The following is a 15,998-nucleotide window of genomic DNA, read 5'->3' as shown; positions in this document are numbered from 1 at the left end:
GGTCCCCCGGGCCGAGCCGGACGAGCCGGAACATCCGCTCGTCCACCCGGCGGGCGGGCCGGGCGAGGGCGCGCCGGTACTCGGCCCAGCCGGGGGCCGCGAGGGACCAGCCGGCGCGCTGCTGCGCACGGACCGCCTCGTCGAGCAGCCGCTCGGCGAGGCGGTCCGCGGCCCCGGTCGCCGTCATCGCGCCGGCCGGGTCACCGGACGTCGGAGTCGGAGACCACGAACAGCACGCCGTGCGGGCGGGCGTGCCCGACCGTGCCGTGCGGCCATGTCTCGCGGTCGAACGCGACGCACGGCTGCCCGGTGATCTCGTCCTTGAACGAGCGGTCGAGGGTGAGTCCCGTCCGCGGGTCGAAGTCGGTCATGCAGATCTTGTGGTCGCCGTCGATGCCCGCCTTGGAGATGAAGTAGTCGGCGGTGACGACGCGGTGGACCTGGTCGCTCTCGTGGTAGTAGCCGTCCCGCCCGAGCTGGAAGTGGTCCATCGAGCCCCAGTGCGGGCCGATGCCGACCCGGCCCTGCGGGCCGCCGATGCCGCCCTTGATCTGCTCGGCGCCGATCAGCGCGGGGCAGTCCGGCTCGGCGCCGCCCTCGGTGATCTCGGCCTGCGTGTCGATGCGGCACTTGGGGTGCGGGCCGGACTTCAGGAGCTTCTGGATGTCCAGCACGAACAGCATGCCGCTGTTCTTGGCGAGCGGCCAGCGGGGGTCGGAGCCCATGACGGTCTGGAACATGTACTTGTCGTCGGGGGTGATCGCCAGCCAGCTGCTGCCCGCGTTGGAGCCGGACAGCGGCGGGTACAGGCCGAGGCGCTTGTAGGCGGTGGTGCTGTCGAAGACCTCCTGCCAAACCGGGTGCGCCGACATCACGTCCGGGGTGAAGTAGATGACGCCGCCCGCCATGGTCGAGGCGAACAGGCCCCGGTGGGACGGCTGGCTGGTCAGGGCGTTCTCCATGACCATGCGGTCCTCGTCGAACGCGGGCAGCTGGTCCTTGCGGGGGCCCGTGGGGAGGTAGGACACCGACAGCAGCTTCGGCCGGTCGCGGTTGGCGATGTCGAAGATCCGCACCGAGTTGCGCAGCAGCGTCGGGTCGGTGAGCTTGGTGTCGGGGTCGAGGTAGTTGCGGGCCTCGGCGAAGTCGCTGAGGACGAGCCGGTTCAGGTCCTCGCGCACCTGGACGCCGTGCGGGTTCGCGCAGGATGCCACGGTGAGCTGCGGGACGCTGTGGCACCGCTCCGGGTGCTCGCTCCGCGCCGTGGCCGCCGCCGTCTCGCTGGTCACCCTGCCCTTGGTGTCGAGCCGGATGACCTCGCCGGGCGTCCCGCCGAAGCCGTTCCCGACCCGGACCTGCCCGTCGCTGTACCGGCAGGGCCCGGCGACGTCGGGGCCGCCGAGGTAGGAGCCGTAGGCGTTGCCGTCCTTGGTGGTCCAGAACGCGTCGGGCACCGAGCCGCAGGGGGTGTCCTTGCTGAGCGCGATCCCGGTCAGTTTCACCTCGGGCAGCCTGCTCACGTCGAACACGTAGTCGGTGTCGGCGAACATCTGCCCGGCGTAGACGCGCTGGCCCTTGTGCCAGATGTACTGCATGTGGTGGGGCTCGCCCTGGGTGAGCGGGCCGACGGTGGCGGTGTTCATGACCTTGCCGTAGGTCGGCGAGCCCTTGGTGGCGTCGATGACGGCCAGGAAGTCGGGCGGGACGGCCCCGCTCGCGGAGGCGGACGGGCCGTGGGAGTGCCCGGGCGCCGCGGAGCCCTTGGTGGGCAGGCCCTCGGCGCCCGCCCACGCGAGCACCCACTCGTGGCGGCGCGGCCCGCCCCGGTCGGGGACGATGTGGTTCTCCACCCAGTAGGACTTGCCGTCGGAGCCCTTGACCGTGGATCGGACGACGCGTGTTCCCGGTCTCCCGGTACCGCACGCGACGAGGACGAGGGCGGCGGCCAGCAGCGACGCGACCGCCGCGGCCAGGACTGACACTCGGCGCCGGTGCGGCGCGGCGAACACGTGCACGGGATCTCCTCTGCCCCTGGCGGCACGGCTACTTTAAAAAGATATAGTTCTTCCTTGGTGAAAGACAAGAGCGCGCGTTGCTCGTCAGAACCTCGAGTTCGACTTGTACCGCTCGTCCGCGCGGCGGTAGACCTCCCGGCTCGTCCCGACATCGCACCACCATCCCTTCACTTCCTTGTAGCGAAGGGTTCCCGCGTCGGCGTAGCGGCGGTTGAGGTCCCAGATCTCGACCTCACCGCGCGCCGACGGCCGCAGTGACCGGACGTGGTCGAAGGCGTCGCGGCCGTAGAGGTAGCAGCCGAGGTCCGTCCAGCCGGGGCCGTGGCGGTCCGGGTCCTTGTCGCCGAGCGCGGTGACGCGGCCGTCCTCGACGCGCAGCGGGGTGTACCCGGCGGTGTCGGCGGTGCGGGTCGCCACGAGCAGCGCACCGTCCGGCTGGGCGGCGAACGCGCGGACGGACGGCCCGAGCGGCGCGTCGATCAGCACGTCCCCGCAGGCGACCATGAACCGGTCGGTGCGCAGGTGCGGCTCGGCCCGCGCGATCGCCGCCGCCATCCCGGCCCCGGACGGCGGCTGCCACACGTAGCCGAGGCTGCGCAGACCCAGGTCTCGGCCGTCACGCAGGACACGCAGGAAGTCCCCGGCGTGCCGGTCGTCGATGAGCAGCAGCACGTCCGCGATGCCCGCCCGGACGAGCTGGCCGAGGACCCGCGCGACCAGCGGCCGCCCGCCGACGGGCAGCAGCTGCTTGCTGGTGCGGTCGGTCAGCGGCGCGAGCCGGGTGCCGCGTCCTCCGGCGAGGACGACGCCGGTCACCGCGTCCGGCGGCGGTGCGCTCACCGGCCGTCTCCCGGGCTCACCGCTCGTCTCCCGGGCTCACCGGCCGTCTCCCCGGTTCACAGGCCGTCCCCAGGGTTCGAGGCACGCGCACACAGGACCTTCGACGGGATGTAGACGCCGCCGCTGCCCGTGCGGAACCGGTCGGTGGCGGCCTCGACGACCCGCCACGCCTCGCGGGCGTCCGGCGAGCCGTAGCGGTCGCGGATCCGGTCGAGCAGGAGCCGCGGGGTCACCGCGCGGGTGAACGCCACGTACTCGGTCGCCGACGCGAACGCGAACGGCACCCGCATCTCCTCGACCGACACCCCGGAGAACCCCGCCGCCCGCAGCTCGGCGGTCAGCGCGGCCGGGTCGGCCATGCTGAACGGGCCCGGCGCGTCCGGCGGGACGGGCGGCAGGTCGAGCAGGGCGCTCAGCGCCGTGAAGCCGAGCGTCATCACCGGCGCGTCCGCCTGCGGCCCCCACACGGCGGTGGCGAGCACCCCGCCGGGCCCCAGCAGGCGGCGCAGCCCGCCGAACGCCGCGACATGGTCGACGGCGAACATCAGGCCCCAGCGGCTCAGCACCACGTCGAACGAGCCGGGCGGGAGGCCCTGCGCCTCCACGTCCGCCTCGGCGAACTCGACGTTCGCCGCGGCGTCGCCGAGCGCGGCGGCGCGCCGCCGCGCGATCCGCAGCATCTCCGGGGAGATGTCGGTCGCGACGACGCGTCCCGTGCGTCCGACGCGGCGGGCGGCGCTCAGCGCGGGCTCGCCGAGGCCCGTCCCGACGTCCAGGACGGCCTGCCCCGGCCGGACGCCGCCGAGGTCGAGCAGGCGCCCGGTCACCGCGGACGCGCCGCGCTCGAACACCTCCCACGCCTCCGCCCAGCCCGTGCTCAGGGCGTCCCAGGTGGCGCGCTGCGCGTCCTTCACGGCGCGCGGGTCCAGTGAGGTGCTCACCTCAGGCCTCCGTTCCGGCGCCGGACGTCCCGCCGAGCCGCGCGCGGGCCGCCGCGAGATGCGCCGCGGTCGTACCGCAGCAGCCGCCGAGGATGTCGGGGGCGTAGGCGTCGTGCCATCCGGCGAGCAGGTCGGCGTAGGCGTCCGGGGTGAGCGCGGCCGGCATCACCTCGTCCACGTGCGTCCAGCGGTGCCCGGCGTCCCGGACCTCGTTGTTCGGGTAGCAGCCGATCACGCCGCCGGGGCAGGCCTCGCGCAGCTCGGCGAGGGCCTTCTCGGCGTCCGCCGGGACGGTGCAGTTGACCAGGACCGCCTCCGCGCCGTCCCGGGCGACGGCGGACGCCGCGTCCGCCAGCCGCTCCCCCGACGGCAGCCGACCGCCGGACGCGCAGACGAACGACACCCAGGCCCGCCCGCCCGCGGCCCGCACCTGCTCCAGCGCGATCCGCGCCTCCCGCTCGGTGTTCATCGTCTCGATCAGGACGAGGTCGACGCCGACCCGCATGAGCTCGGTGGCCAGCCAGCGGTGCTCGGCGGCGAGCTCGTCGTCCGGCGGCACCAGGTCCGGCCGGTAGCAGTCCTCGACCGGCGCCATGGACGCCGCGACCAGCGCGTTCCCGGTGCCGCGGGCCGCGCGGGCGACGCCGACGGCGGCGTGCACCATCCACGCGAGCCCGGCCTCGTCCAGCCCGATCCGGCGCAGCGCCCGCAGGTTGCAGCGGAACGTCGCGGCCGTGATCACGTCGGCGCCGGCCGCGAGGTACCCCTCGTGGACCGCGCGCAGCGCCTCGCGGCGGGGTTCGGTGGTGAGCGCCCGCGTCGTCCACCACGGCGCGTTCAGCGGAAGCCCGCCGCGCCGCAGCTCGGTCGCCGTCGCGCCGTCCAGCCAGGTGGTGGTCATCGGTCGTCCTCCTGCTCGCCTTCGGTCTGCTCGCCCTCGGTGTCCGGCCGCAGCGCGGCCGTCAGGTCCGCCACCAGGTCGGCGGGGTCCTCGATGCCCGCCGACACGCGGACCAGCCGGTCGGTGATCCCGAGCGCCCGGCGGACGCCCGGGTCGACGCCCGCGTGCGTCATCAGCGCGGGCACCTCCATCAGCGACAGCACCCCGCCGAGGCTGACGGCGCAGGTGAACAGCCGGACCCGGTCCATCAGCTTCTCGGCGTCGCCCAGGTACTCGAAGCTGAGCACCGAGCCGGGCGAGGTCATCTGCCGCGCCGCGACCCGGCGGCCCGGATGGCCCGGCAGCCCCGGATAGTGGACGGCCCCGACGTACGGCGACTCGCGCAGCGCCGCGACGATCCGGGCCGCGTTGGCCACCTGCCGCTCGGTGCGCAGCGCCAGCGTCCGCAGACCCCGGTGCACCAGGAAGCAGTCGAACGGGCTCGGCACCGCGCCCGCCGCCGCCCGGTAGGCGGTGAACTCCCGGTGCAGCCGCTCGTCATCGCAAACGAGCGCCCCGCCCAGCACGTCGGAGTGGCCCGCGATGGACTTGGTCGTGCTGTAGAGCGTGACGTCCGCGCCGAACCGCAGCGGACGCTGGAGCGCGGGACCGGCGAACGTGTTGTCCACCAGCACCGTCGCGCCCGCCTCGTGCGCGCGACCGGCGACGTCCGCGAGGTCGGCGATGCGCAGCATCGGGTTGGTGGGCGTCTCGATCCAGGCCATCGCGGCGGGCTCGGCGAACGCCGCCGCGACGGCGGCGGGGTCGGAGAGGTCGGCGTGCTCCACCCGGACGCCCTGCCGTTCCAGCAGGCCGAACAGCGCGCGGGTTCCGCCGTACACGTCGTCCGACGCCACCAGGCGCGCGCCGCGCGGCAGCGCCGACAGCGCCGCCATCCCCGCGGCCTGCCCGGACGCGAACGCCGCGGCGAACCGGACCTCCTCCAACCCGGCCAGGCAGCGCTCCAGTCCCTCGCGGGTCGGGTTCTCGCCGCGCCCGTAGAAGTAGCGCGGCGGATCCTGGACGCGCCGCTCGTACGTCGCCGCCACATGGATCGGCGGGACGACGTCCCCGGTGCCGGGCTCGGGTTCCTGGCCCAGCCGGACCAGCTTGGTGTCGAACCGCATCACAGGAACCTCGCCGTCGGGTGCTCGGCCGTCCAGGAGCCGGGACGGACCGTCCGCAGCAGCTCGGCGACCCGGTCGACCTCGGCGGCCGTGTTGTACACCGCGAACGACAGCCGGACGGTGCCGAGCAGGCCCAGGTCGTCCAGGAAGGTGCTCGCGCAGTGCACCCCGCTGCGGACGGCGACGCCGTGCCGGTCCAGGTGGCCGCCGACGTCGTAGGGATGGACGCCGTCCACGACGATCGAGACGATGCCGCTCGGCGTCTCCTCGGGCGCGCCGACCACGCGGACGCCCGGAACGTCCCCGAGCACCGCGACCGCGTGCCGGACGAGCAGCTCGTCGCGCCGGCGGACCTCGTCCCAGCCGAGCTTGTCGACGTACCGGAGGGCGGCGGCGAGGCCGACCGCGCCCGCGACGTTCGGCGTCCCCGCCTCCAGCCGCGCGGGCACCGGGACGTACCGGACCGGCTCGTCCGCGCTGACGCCCTTCACCGTGCCGCCGCCGACCTGGTACGGCGGCAGGTCCGCGAGCAGCTCGCGGCGCCCGTAGAGCACGCCGACGCCCTGCGGCCCGTACACCTTGTGCCCGGAGAAGCAGTAGAAGTCGGCGTCCAGGTCGCGGACGTCCACCTGCCGGTGCGGGACGGCCTGCGCGCCGTCCACCAGCACCGGGACCCCGGCGCGGTGCGCGGCGGCGACCATCTCCCGGACGGGGTTGACCGTGCCGAGCACGTTCGACACGTGCGCGACGGCCGCGACCCGGGTGCGCGGGCCGAGCGCGGCGGCGAAGTCCGCGACGTCCACCCGGCCCCGGTCGTTCACCGGCACGACCGTCAGCCGGGCGCCCGCGGACTCGCACAGCCGCCGCCACGGCAGCAGGTTGGAGTTGTGCTCCATCCCGCAGACCACGACGTCGTCGCCCGCGCCGACGCGGCCCCGCCCGAACGTCTCGGCGACCATGTTCACCGAGTCGGTCGTGCCGCGCGTGAACACGATCTCGCCGGGGTCGGCGGCGCCGAGCGCGCGCTGCACGACGGCGCGGGCCTCCTCGTAGCGGTCGGTCGCGATCCGGGCCAGGGTGTAGTAGCCGCGCCCGATGTTGGCGTTGGCGCCGGTGTAGAAGTCGGTCAGCGCGTCCAGGACCGCGCGCGGCTTCTGCGTGGTCGCCGCGTTGTCCAGGTAGACCAGGGGTCTGCCGTCGAAGGTGGCCGAGAGGATCGGGAAGTCGGCTGCCAGATCGGTCATCAGGGTTCCTCCTCCGCTCGCCGGAACAGGCCGGCGAAGGCGTCCAGGAATCGGTCCGGGAAGGCGAGGACCTTCTGCTCCGGATAGGGGCGGCGGCCCGGCGGGAGCGCCCGGTGGGGCCCGTAGTAGAACCAGCAGACCTGCCCGACCTGCTCGGCGAACACGACCGGCCACGCGGCGCGCGGGTACAGCTGCATCTGGCAGCGCGCCGCGAGCAGTTCCCCGGCCGGGCCGAACGAGTGCCCGAACATCACGTGGCCGAACAGGTCGTGCGCGACGCGGAACAGGTCGTTGTGCTGCAGGCCCACGCCGTCCACCCGGACGCCGGACGGCCCGCGCAGCGGATGCCGGAGGCCGCCCTCACCGCCCTCACCGCCGTCGCCGCCCGCTAAGGGGCCGTGGCCGCGGGCGGTGAGGAAGACCTCCAGCGTCCCGGTGCGGACGACCCGGCCCCGCAGGTCGCGGGAGTCGCGGTACGGCTGCCCGTGCCGCGTCCACGGCCGGACGGCGATCCCCGCGGCCGTGACCTCGTCGTACAGCATCCTGTTATGAAACTTCACTATCTCGTAGCGTTCGAGCAGGGCGGGATCGCACTCAAATCGGACCGCGCGCTCGTACAGGACGGCCACCTCGCGGCCGAACTCCTCGTCCACCGTCACCCGCAGGCGGCCCAGCTCCGCGACGTCCGGGACGCCGTCAAGCCCCTGTGCGCCGTCCGACCAGCGGTCGATGTGGTGTTGCGCGATCCGCCGCAGACCACCGGGAAGCCGTACGGGCACGGTCACCCGCCCCCGTGGCGCGGGTCGCGGCCGTCTCCTTGCCATTCCTCACACATCACTTGATAATCCTATAGCAAACCAGGGAAGGCGGACAGTGATGACCTACACCGCGTCAGAGTCCACATCAGACCCCAGGGCCGGGGCGGACCCCCGGTACGGCGGCACGCTGCGGCTGCGCGGGCCGGGCGGCGTGGACCACATCGACACCGCGAGCGCCTACTACGCCACCTCGGCCCAGATCCTGCGCGCCCTCACCCGGCACCTGTTCGCCTATCCGGCCCAGGACGACCTGTCCGCGCCCGACCGGTCGTTCGCCCCCGAACCGGACCTGGCGGCCGAGGTGCCGACCGAGGAGAACGGCGGGATCAGCCCCGACCGCAGGACCTACACCGTCCGGCTCCGCGAGGGCGTGCTGTGGGACTCCGCGCCGCCGCGCGAGGTCACCGCGCACGACGTCGTCCGCGCGTTCAAGCGGCTGCCCAACCCGGTGTCGGGCGCGGGCGCGCTGCCCTACTTCACCACCACGATCGAGGGCATGCGCGAGTACTGCGACGCCTACACCGCGGCGTTCGAGGACGTCGACCCCACGCCCAAGACGCTCGCCGAGTTCCAGGACACCCACGACATCGCCGGGCTGCGCGCCCTGGACGACCACACCGTGGAGTTCCGGCTCCGGCGCCCGGCCAACGACATGCTCAACATCCTCGCGACCGGGTTCACCGCGCCCGCGCCCGCCGAGTACGACGCCTACCTGCCCGACAGCATGGAGTTCCGCCGGAACACGCTGTCGTGCGCGCCGTACCGGCTCGTCCAGTACACCGAGCGCGGCGAGCGGATCGTCATGGAGCGCAACCCGGTCTGGCGCAAGGAGACCGACCCGATCCGCAACCAGTACGTCGAGCGGATCGAGATCGAGGTCGACACCTCGCCGGTGCCCGAGATGGAGCAGCGGATGGACGACGGCGAGGTCGACCTCGCCTGGTCCTACACGGCCGTGTCCTGGGACCGTCCGAAGCCCGGCCAGGACGCCCCCGCGCGCAGCTACCCCGGCTTCGCGCTCAACCCCTACATCGTGTTCAACCTGCGCAGCCCGAACGCGAACCGCGCCACGAGCGACCGGCGCGTCCGCGAGGCGATCGCCTACGCCCTCGACAAGGTCGCGATCGGCGAGATCCTCGACGCGCTCGACGCGCCGAACCGCCCGCTCGGCTCGATCATCCCGGTCGGCAGCATCGGCCACCGCGACGACTTCGACCCCTACCCCACGCCCGGCTCACGCGGCGACCTCGCCAAGGCCCGCGCGCTGCTGGACGAGGCCGGGTACGGGGACGGGCTCACGCTCATCGCGGCCGTCCGCCGGATCGGCATCCACCAGAAGGTCATGGCCTGCGTCGAGGCGAGCCTGGAGCGCATCGGCATCACCCTCGACTACCGCTACTTCACCCAGGCCGAGTACTACGGGTCGGCGCTGTCGAACCCCGACGCCGGACGCGCCGGGGCGTGGGACATCGCCGAGCCGGGCTTCACGCCCGACTGGTTCGGCAACAACGGCCGCGTCATCGTCCAGCCGCTGTTCCAGACCAACGACGTGCCGGGCACCACCAACTACGGCGGCTACAGCAACCCCGAGGTGGACGAGCTGATCGAGCGCGCGCTGGAGGAGGCCGACCCGGCCGCCGCCGAGGAGCTGTGGCACCAGGTGGACGTGCGGATCATGGCCGACCTGCCCGTGGTGCCGATCCTGTCGTTCGCCGCGATGACCTCGCGCTACCACGGCAGCCGCGTCCGCAACCCCGTCCACGTGCCGCAGATCCAGTTCTTCGACATCACCAACATCTGGCTCGACCCCACCACCTGACCGTCCCGCCTCTCGAACGACCGCCTCTCGAACGCCCCGGCCGTTCCGGACGGGGAGGGAGGGGGCGGGCGCGCGGCGGGGCCGGGGTGCTCATCCCCGCCGCGCGCCCGCGTAGTCGTTGGCGGCGTACCAGGAGCCGCGCCCGCCCGGCAGCAGGTCGAGCACCTGCCAGACGGGCGACAGCGGGTCGATGCCGCGCTCGGGCAGCTCGTCCGAGACCGACGCCTGCATCGTGTACCGGTGCCGGACACCACCGGCGCCGTCGGCGCGGTCGTAGACCGAGATGCCCGGGTGCTGGGCGCCGTCGGCGTTCTCGGTGCCCATGTCGCGGTTGAACGTCGAGTCGTGGCTCGACAGCAGGTGCAGGCCGTCCCAGCCGCGACGCCGCCCCCAGGCGCGCAGCCTCGGCAGCGGCGCCTTCGCCACGACGGCGAAGCCGGTGTGCCGGGCCAGGTGGTGGGACACGCCGTGGAAGCCGTCCACCCACATGGAGCACATCGGGCACGCGGCCTCGGCGTCCGGCGCGTACATCAGGTGGTAGAGGACGAGCGTGTCGTGCCCGCCGAACAGCTCGTCCATCGCGGTCGCCGTGACCGGGCCGTCGGCGGACAGGTCGCGCGGGCCCTCGGCGAACGTGTAGCGCGGCAGGACCGGGCCCGGCGGCAGCGCGCGGCGGGCCTCCGCGACGCGCTCGGCGTGCGCGAGCAGCTCCTGTTCCTCCTTCAGGAGGGCGTCGCGCGCCGCGACGTACTCCGGGTCGGCCCCCTCGGGCCACAGCCTCCTCGGCACCATGCCGTCGCTCATCGCGGTTCCCCTCGTCCGGACGGTCCGACGGGAGGAGGCTATACAAAGCTAAACCGACACGCCCGCTCTTCGGCAGCGCAACACGAGGCGTTCCGGCAGGCCGGCGGCGGTCTCACCCGGCGCGGGACGCCCCTCGGACAGCTCGACGAGCCGGAACCCGCACAGGGTCAGCTCGTTCACGTAGCTCTCCAGCGTCCGGTGCCGGACGACCTCGCCGCCGGCCTTCCGCTCCCCCTCGCGGAAGTACGCGGGCGGCCCGTCGTCGGCCGCGGCGGTCGCGACCGGGTGCGGGACGGCCAGGACGAGCCGCCCGCCCGGACGCAGATGGTGGTGGACGGTCCCGAGCAGCCGCGCGAGGTTCCGCGTCCGCTGCACGGCCATCCACGACGCGACCAGGTCGAACGTCCCGTCGGCGTGGCCGGACCAGCCGTCCAGGTCGTCCGCGGGAAGGGACCGGTAGGCGGACGCGCCGCCGTCCGCCGCCCACTCCGCCAGGCTCGCGCCGCCCAGTTCCAGCACCCGGACGTCCCGGGCGGGACCAAGGAACGCCCGGAACGTCCCGGCGCACGGATCCCCTGTCATCTCACCACTCCCGTCGGCTCGCGACTCACTCGCGGTACTCAGGTGCGGGCCCCGAACAGCCCGCGGTTCAGGACCGGCCTCGCGACCTCCTGGAAGTCGATCCCGGGGTCCAGGTCGCGGATCGTCCCCTCGATGACCAGCAGCGACAGCAGCGGGAAGATCAGCTCGGACGCCGCGTGGATCCCGTACCGGCGCTGCAGGTCGAACATCTCCGCGGCGAACGCGATCAGGCTGAACTCCCGCGCGGGCAGCCCGTGGCTGCGTTCCACCAGGTCGGCCATCCGGACGGTGAACGACTCCAGGTCGGCGTCGGGGCGGACGTCCGCGGCGCTCTCCACCACGATCTCGGCGCAGCGGCGGCCCCGCCCCGTCGCCATGTTCAGGAAGAACTCCGCGAACAGGCGGCGCAGCCGGTCCGACAGCTGCACGCTGAACCCCGCGTCCAGGACGACGACCTGCCCCGACCTCGTGAAGTACAGGTTGCCGGGATGCATGTCGCAATGGACGAACCCGGTGACGAACAGCATGTGGTAGACGGCCGTCAGCGCGGACCCGGCGAACGCGCGGCGCAGCGCGGGCGGGCAGGACGCGGCCGTGTCCAGCTCCAGGCCGGGGATGAACTCCATGACGATGCAGCGCGGGCTCGACGCGTCCGCGTGGACCTTCGGCACCCACACCCGCGGCACGGCCGACAGCGCGTCCCGCAACCGGGCCAGGCTCTCGGCCTCGCGCCCGAAGTCGAGCTGGCCGAGGACCGCCGCGCACATGCCGTCCACGACCTCGGTCACCGGCACGCCCTGCAGCGGACGCGTCCGCGCCGCGAGCCGCGCGCCGCCGCGCAGCAGCGCCAGGTCGCGCCGCATCGCCCGCTCCACGCCGACCCGCCGCAGCTTCACCGCGACCGGCTCCCCGGACGGCAGCGTCCCGGCGTACACGCACGCCACGCTGCCGCTGGCCACGGGCCGTCCGGGCAGGCCGCCGAAGGGCGCCGGGCCGGACGCGCCGTACGCGGCGGCCAGGCCGCGCCGCGACTGGGCGGGCGTCATCGGGGTCATCGAGTCCTGGAGCAGCGAGAGCTCGTCGCAGAGCGCCCCGGGCAGGACGTCCCGGCGCGTCCCGAGGACCTGGCCCGCCTTCACGAACGCGGGGCCGAGCAGCATGAGCAGCGCCGTCAGCCTCCGGTAGAGGTGGCGCAGGCCCGCGTCGCGCCCGCGCAGCAGGGTGAGCGCGAGCGCGGCGGGAAGCGCGGCCGCCGCGACCAGGACGGTCGTCGCGGCAACCCGGACGGCCCGTCCGGTCAGCAGCAGCGTGTCCGGCGGCCGTCGCCCGCCGGGCAGGTCAGTCACCGGCGATCCCCGGGATCTCGATGGCCCGCAGCTGGAGCGTGGTGTAGTCGCAGTACCAGATCCGGGTGCCGTCCCAGGCGATGCCGGTCGGGTTCCCCGCCACCGACACCGACGCCACCTCGACGCCGCGCGCCAGGTCCAGCAGGTTGATCGTCGCGCCCCGGTAGTCGGAGTAGACGACGAAGCCGTCCGACATCGTGATGCCCGCGACCGGACGCTTCACCTGGTACGAGGCGAGCAGCCGCATGTCGTCCGGGTCGCGCAGGTCGATCTGGCGCAGGTCCTCGTAGCCGAGCCAGAGCCCGTGCCGGGTCGCCTCCAGCCCGCACAGCACGTTCCCGGGACGCGGGTTCGGCCGCTCAGCGAGGACCTCGCCGCGGCGCCGGTCGAGGATCCGCAGGTCCCGGTCGGGCCCGGCGATCTGGACGAGGTCGCCGTCCAGGGTGGTCAGGTCGGTGCGGACGTCGGCGCAGGGCACCCGGTGCCGCACCTCGCCGGTCACCGGGTCCAGGGCCATGATCTGGTTCGAGACGGCCTCGGAGAACCACAGGTCCTCGCCGGTCCAGGTCAGGCCGCACAGCTTGAACGCGCGGACCGGGATGTCCCGGACCGTGCCCGCCGCGAACGGCATCGTCATCTCCCCTTCCGCAGGCCGCACTCCAGCCGCCACCGGCCGACGTCCCGGACGTCCGGCGGCGGCACGAGCCGGACCCGGAGCATGTCCCCCGCCGTCACGGGCGTGTGCCGCAGCGGCCACACCCACACCGCCCAGTTGCACCCGGGATAGGACGGCAGGTTGGACAGCGTGACCCCCTTGGTGAGGGTCGCGGCGAAGTACCCGACGACCGCGTGCAGCCGGCCGGGCCTGGTGATGGTCAGCGAGCGCCCCGCGTCGAGCCGGGACGCGCCGCCGCCGGGCCGCTGGTCGGCCACCGTCGTCGGACGGCTCAGCAGCGTCGGCGGGCGCTGAAAGAAGTGCAGCTGCGCGGCGGGCTCGGCGATCTCCTGGACGGCGTCCAGCGTGTAGCCGTAGAAGTCGCCGTTCCACAGGCCCCAGCCCTCGCCGTCGAACTGGACGGCCGCGAGCCGTGTCACCAGCCGCTCCGGGACGGTCCGCCCGCCCGGCGCGAGGTTGGTCGCGTTGAACGCCCCGAGGACCTCCATCATCTGCTCCTCGGGGCCGAGGTTGCCCATCATCTCCGACACGACCACGTCGGCGGGCTCGGGGAGCTCCACGCTGCGCGCGTCGCCGCGGACGACCGTGAGCCTCCCCCGCAGGTCGTTGCGCTCGGCGATCCGCGCGGCGAGCTCGGCCGTCCCCGGGTCGGCCTCGACCGCGTAGACGTGCGAGGCGCCGTTGCGCAGCGCGAGCAGCGACAGCGCGAGGGTGCCCGCGCCGACGTCGGCGACCACGCCGCCCCGGACGGACGCCGCCAGCGCCTTGTCGTAGGCGTCCAGCCTGGGCCGGTCGGCGAGCATGGCCTGGTGCATGAGCACGAGGCTCTGGTCCACGGGCGGTCCTCCCAGAGGCGCGGCCCGGGACGGCGTGTCCCGGGCGGAACGGATCGCGATCGTTCGTCGGGTGATCGTCGGAGGCGGTCGTCGGTGCAGGTCGTCGGTGCAGGTGGTCGGTGCAGGTGGTCGGGGCCGGTCGTTCGCGGTGGACGGGCGGAAGCGCGTCCCTCCCGGGTTGTCGTCGACCCGGGAGGGACGCACCATCTGGACGTCATCGGAACCATCGTCGGTTCCGACTCCGGTCGCCGCGCGGGGCGGCGGATCCGGGAGACTCAGATGTTGACCGCGGCCGTCTCACCGACGTGCGCGTCGCGCATGACGAGCTTGAGGCCGGTGAGCCGGGCCTTGACCTCGCCGCCCGCGGTGAGGAGCGCGGAGTCCGCGCCCACCAGGGACAGCTCGGTGCCGGTCGGCTCGAGGTCGGACAGCTTGCCCGAGACGTGCACCGCGTTGGCCGCGTACAGGGTGGCCTGCGGGGCGACGAGCTCGAACTCGCCGTCGATGTGCAGGTCGGACGGGTAGCGGACGCGGCTGAGGCTCTCCTCGGTGCCCTCGCCGAGGGTTCCGCCGGACGGCCGCGGCCAGCTCGCCCGCAGCATGACCCGGCCGCCGAGCAGGTCGCTGTGACCGCTCATCGCGACGCGCGCCATCTGCGCCAGCACGCCGGCGCCCTGGTCGTGCTTCTCCGGCCCGAACAGCAGGATCTCGGTGCCGGCGGCCTTGCGGTAGTCGCCCGCGAGGTCGATGGTCTCGGTCCGGCCGTCCTTCTCGATCGTGACCGAGCCCTCCATGGAGACCTGCATGATCATGGACGGGTCGACCAGCATCGACATGCACGGTCCGGCGCTCGCGGCGAAGAACACCGTCGGGGTGATGCCGACGGGCTCGTTCTCGTCGTTGGCCGGGTACCACGCCTCGGGGAGGGTGGTGCCGCGCACCACGTTCGGCGCCTGCACGACGTCGAACGGGCCGTCGCCGCGCGGGGAGCCCAGGTACGGGCCCGTGAGCGGCTTCTTGTACGGCGGGATGCCGTCCACCACGCCGAGGATGTCGATGACGTTGCGGTGGGCCAGCCGCAGAGTGCTGGTCTCGAGGATGCCGAAGCGGCGGATGTAGAACTCGGCCGGGAAGTTCTTGCCCGGCACGATCTGCCGGACATGGCCGGTGTTGGGCAGGAACGGGTTGGACAGGACCTGGATGCGGTCGTCCAGCTCGTAGCTGTAGCCCTTGATGCCGACCTCGGGCGCGCTGATGAGCTCGAGGCTCAGCTCAGCGTGACCCTTCTCGTCGACCCGGTGCTCGAAGCCCGGCATGGGCCACTTGTTCAGCTGCACGAACCCCGAGAGGTTGATGGTCTCCCGGCGGCCCGCGTAGTAGTCGTCCCCGAACACGACCGTGGCCGCCGCGAGAATGTGCGGCCTGATCGGCTTGGGCTCGAGGTTGAGGGACTCGTACGTCTCACGGAGGGAACTCAAGCCAGACACCTCCAGCGTCTGATGAGATCGTCGTGCGGGGCCTCGGTCGCGCGAGCCCGAAGACCCGTAGTGAAAATCACTATAGCTTTTTATAGTGACCGGTCAACCCTCACCGCGACCGTACGAGCCCGGACGTCGGGGCACCGGCACCGCCGGGCGACGTCCGCCCAACCTTCCGGCAAGCCGGACGCGCACCTCACGAACCTCCGCCTCCCCACCCTGATCTACCAGCTCATCAGGGTCTACCGTCTCCACCATGGGGTGTTTCTCCAGGGCCATGCGACCCCCTTTCGGACCGGCCGGGACGCTCACTCTCAGCGAAACACGGGCTCGCCGCCTTGCTCGCGCCACAGCGTCGCGTAACTTGAGAATCAGATAGTAATGCTCGCGTCGATGGGGTGCACAAGATGTTCGAGAGGTTCACCGACCGCGCGCGGCGGGTTGTCGTTCTGGCTCAGGAAGAGGCCAGGATGCTCAATCACAACTACATCGGCACCGAGCACATCCTCCTGGGTCTGATCCACGAGGGTGA

At 73.3% G+C, this 15,998-nt stretch carries 16 protein-coding genes; 2 read left to right on the top strand and 14 right to left on the bottom strand.

The features are described 5' to 3' along the window. The 8 genes from EBO15_RS39355 to EBO15_RS39320 all read right to left on the bottom strand — a co-directional run. Window positions 1-187 (bottom strand): hypothetical protein (locus EBO15_RS39355; RefSeq protein ID WP_147481866.1); only part of this gene is annotated, 187 nt, incomplete at its 3' end. Between the two features lie 13 nt (window positions 188-200). After that, window positions 201-2,015 (bottom strand): hypothetical protein, encoded by a 1,815-nt coding sequence (locus EBO15_RS39350; protein ID WP_122199561.1) that lies wholly within the window; start codon window positions 2,013-2,015, stop codon window positions 201-203. Between the two features lie 84 nt (window positions 2,016-2,099). After that, window positions 2,100-2,855, bottom strand: coding sequence for a sugar phosphate nucleotidyltransferase (locus tag EBO15_RS39345; RefSeq protein WP_122199560.1), 756 nt, complete (start codon window positions 2,853-2,855; stop codon window positions 2,100-2,102). Between the two features lie 56 nt (window positions 2,856-2,911). Then, window positions 2,912-3,796, bottom strand: a complete 885-nt coding sequence (locus EBO15_RS39340) for a class I SAM-dependent methyltransferase (RefSeq protein ID WP_122199559.1) — start codon at window positions 3,794-3,796, stop codon at window positions 2,912-2,914. Between the two features lies 1 nt (window position 3,797). Continuing rightward, window positions 3,798-4,697, bottom strand: a complete 900-nt coding sequence (locus EBO15_RS39335; RefSeq protein WP_122199558.1) for a homocysteine S-methyltransferase family protein — start codon at window positions 4,695-4,697, stop codon at window positions 3,798-3,800. Continuing rightward, window positions 4,694-5,863, bottom strand: coding sequence for a trans-sulfuration enzyme family protein (locus EBO15_RS39330; protein ID WP_122199557.1), 1,170 nt, complete (start codon window positions 5,861-5,863; stop codon window positions 4,694-4,696). The genes EBO15_RS39335 and EBO15_RS39330 overlap by 4 nt, the downstream gene beginning before the upstream one ends. After that, window positions 5,863-7,107 carry an aminotransferase class V-fold PLP-dependent enzyme gene (locus EBO15_RS39325; protein ID WP_122199556.1) on the bottom strand — a complete coding sequence of 415 codons (1,245 nt, stop codon included), beginning with the start codon at window positions 7,105-7,107 and terminating at the stop codon, window positions 5,863-5,865. Before EBO15_RS39325 ends, EBO15_RS39330 begins: the two co-directional genes overlap by 1 nt. Then, a complete protein-coding gene (locus EBO15_RS39320) occupies window positions 7,107-7,892 on the bottom strand; it encodes a crotonobetainyl-CoA--carnitine CoA-transferase (protein ID WP_199745111.1) in 786 nt (261 codons plus the stop codon). Before EBO15_RS39320 ends, EBO15_RS39325 begins: the two co-directional genes overlap by 1 nt. Window positions 7,893-7,983: 91 nt before the next feature. Here EBO15_RS39320 and EBO15_RS39315 point away from each other — a divergent pair, with 91 nt between their 5' ends. Then, complete coding sequence (locus EBO15_RS39315) at window positions 7,984-9,744, top strand: ABC transporter substrate-binding protein (protein WP_122199555.1); 1,761 nt, start codon at window positions 7,984-7,986, stop codon at window positions 9,742-9,744. Window positions 9,745-9,834: 90 nt separating this feature from the next. On the opposite strand, the gene EBO15_RS39310 is transcribed toward EBO15_RS39315, so the two are convergent. From EBO15_RS39310 to EBO15_RS39285, 6 genes are all read right to left on the bottom strand, one after another. Further along, a complete protein-coding gene (locus EBO15_RS39310) occupies window positions 9,835-10,548 on the bottom strand; it encodes a DUF899 family protein (protein WP_199745110.1) in 714 nt (237 codons plus the stop codon). 48 nt (window positions 10,549-10,596) lie between these two features. Then, a complete protein-coding gene (locus tag EBO15_RS39305; protein WP_147481865.1) occupies window positions 10,597-11,130 on the bottom strand; it encodes a methyltransferase domain-containing protein in 534 nt (177 codons plus the stop codon). Between the two features lie 38 nt (window positions 11,131-11,168). Next, on the bottom strand, window positions 11,169-12,476 hold the full coding sequence (locus EBO15_RS39300) for an ABC1 kinase family protein (protein WP_233616775.1): 1,308 nt from the start codon (window positions 12,474-12,476) through the stop codon (window positions 11,169-11,171). Next, window positions 12,469-13,113, bottom strand: coding sequence for a hypothetical protein (locus EBO15_RS39295; protein ID WP_233616774.1), 645 nt, complete (start codon window positions 13,111-13,113; stop codon window positions 12,469-12,471). Before EBO15_RS39295 ends, EBO15_RS39300 begins: the two co-directional genes overlap by 8 nt. After that, complete coding sequence (locus tag EBO15_RS39290) at window positions 13,110-13,988, bottom strand: methyltransferase domain-containing protein (RefSeq protein WP_122199552.1); 879 nt, start codon at window positions 13,986-13,988, stop codon at window positions 13,110-13,112. The genes EBO15_RS39295 and EBO15_RS39290 overlap by 4 nt, the downstream gene beginning before the upstream one ends. 275 nt (window positions 13,989-14,263) lie before the next feature. Beyond that, a complete protein-coding gene (locus EBO15_RS39285) occupies window positions 14,264-15,466 on the bottom strand; it encodes a DUF6004 family protein (protein ID WP_122199551.1) in 1,203 nt (400 codons plus the stop codon). A gap of 407 nt (window positions 15,467-15,873) precedes the next feature. Between EBO15_RS39285 and EBO15_RS47440 the strand changes: the two genes are divergently transcribed. After that, on the top strand, window positions 15,874-15,998 hold a 125-nt coding region (locus tag EBO15_RS47440), incomplete at its 3' end, for a Clp protease N-terminal domain-containing protein (protein WP_139578418.1).

It is taken from the genome of Actinomadura harenae (assembly GCF_003696215.1).
Classification (GTDB): Bacteria; Actinomycetota; Actinomycetes; order Streptosporangiales; family Streptosporangiaceae; genus Spirillospora; species Spirillospora harenae.
This window is presented reverse-complemented; position numbering and strand designations above follow the sequence as displayed.

What these genes read in the sequence shown, in the direction of transcription:
- EBO15_RS39335 (WP_122199558.1), bottom strand. Translation starts at nt 4,697, where the DNA reads ATGACCACCACCTGGCTGGACGGCGCGACGGCGACCGAGCTGCGGCGC.
- EBO15_RS39330 (WP_122199557.1), bottom strand. Translation starts at nt 5,863, where the DNA reads ATGCGGTTCGACACCAAGCTGGTCCGGCTGGGCCAGGAACCCGAGCCC.
- EBO15_RS39325 (WP_122199556.1), bottom strand. Translation starts at nt 7,107, where the DNA reads ATGACCGATCTGGCAGCCGACTTCCCGATCCTCTCGGCCACCTTCGAC.
- EBO15_RS39315 (WP_122199555.1), top strand. Translation starts at nt 7,984, where the DNA reads ATGACCTACACCGCGTCAGAGTCCACATCAGACCCCAGGGCCGGGGCG.
- EBO15_RS39310 (WP_199745110.1), bottom strand. Translation starts at nt 10,548, where the DNA reads ATGAGCGACGGCATGGTGCCGAGGAGGCTGTGGCCCGAGGGGGCCGAC.
- EBO15_RS39305 (WP_147481865.1), bottom strand. Translation starts at nt 11,130, where the DNA reads ATGACAGGGGATCCGTGCGCCGGGACGTTCCGGGCGTTCCTTGGTCCC.
- EBO15_RS39295 (WP_233616774.1), bottom strand. Translation starts at nt 13,113, where the DNA reads ATGACGATGCCGTTCGCGGCGGGCACGGTCCGGGACATCCCGGTCCGC.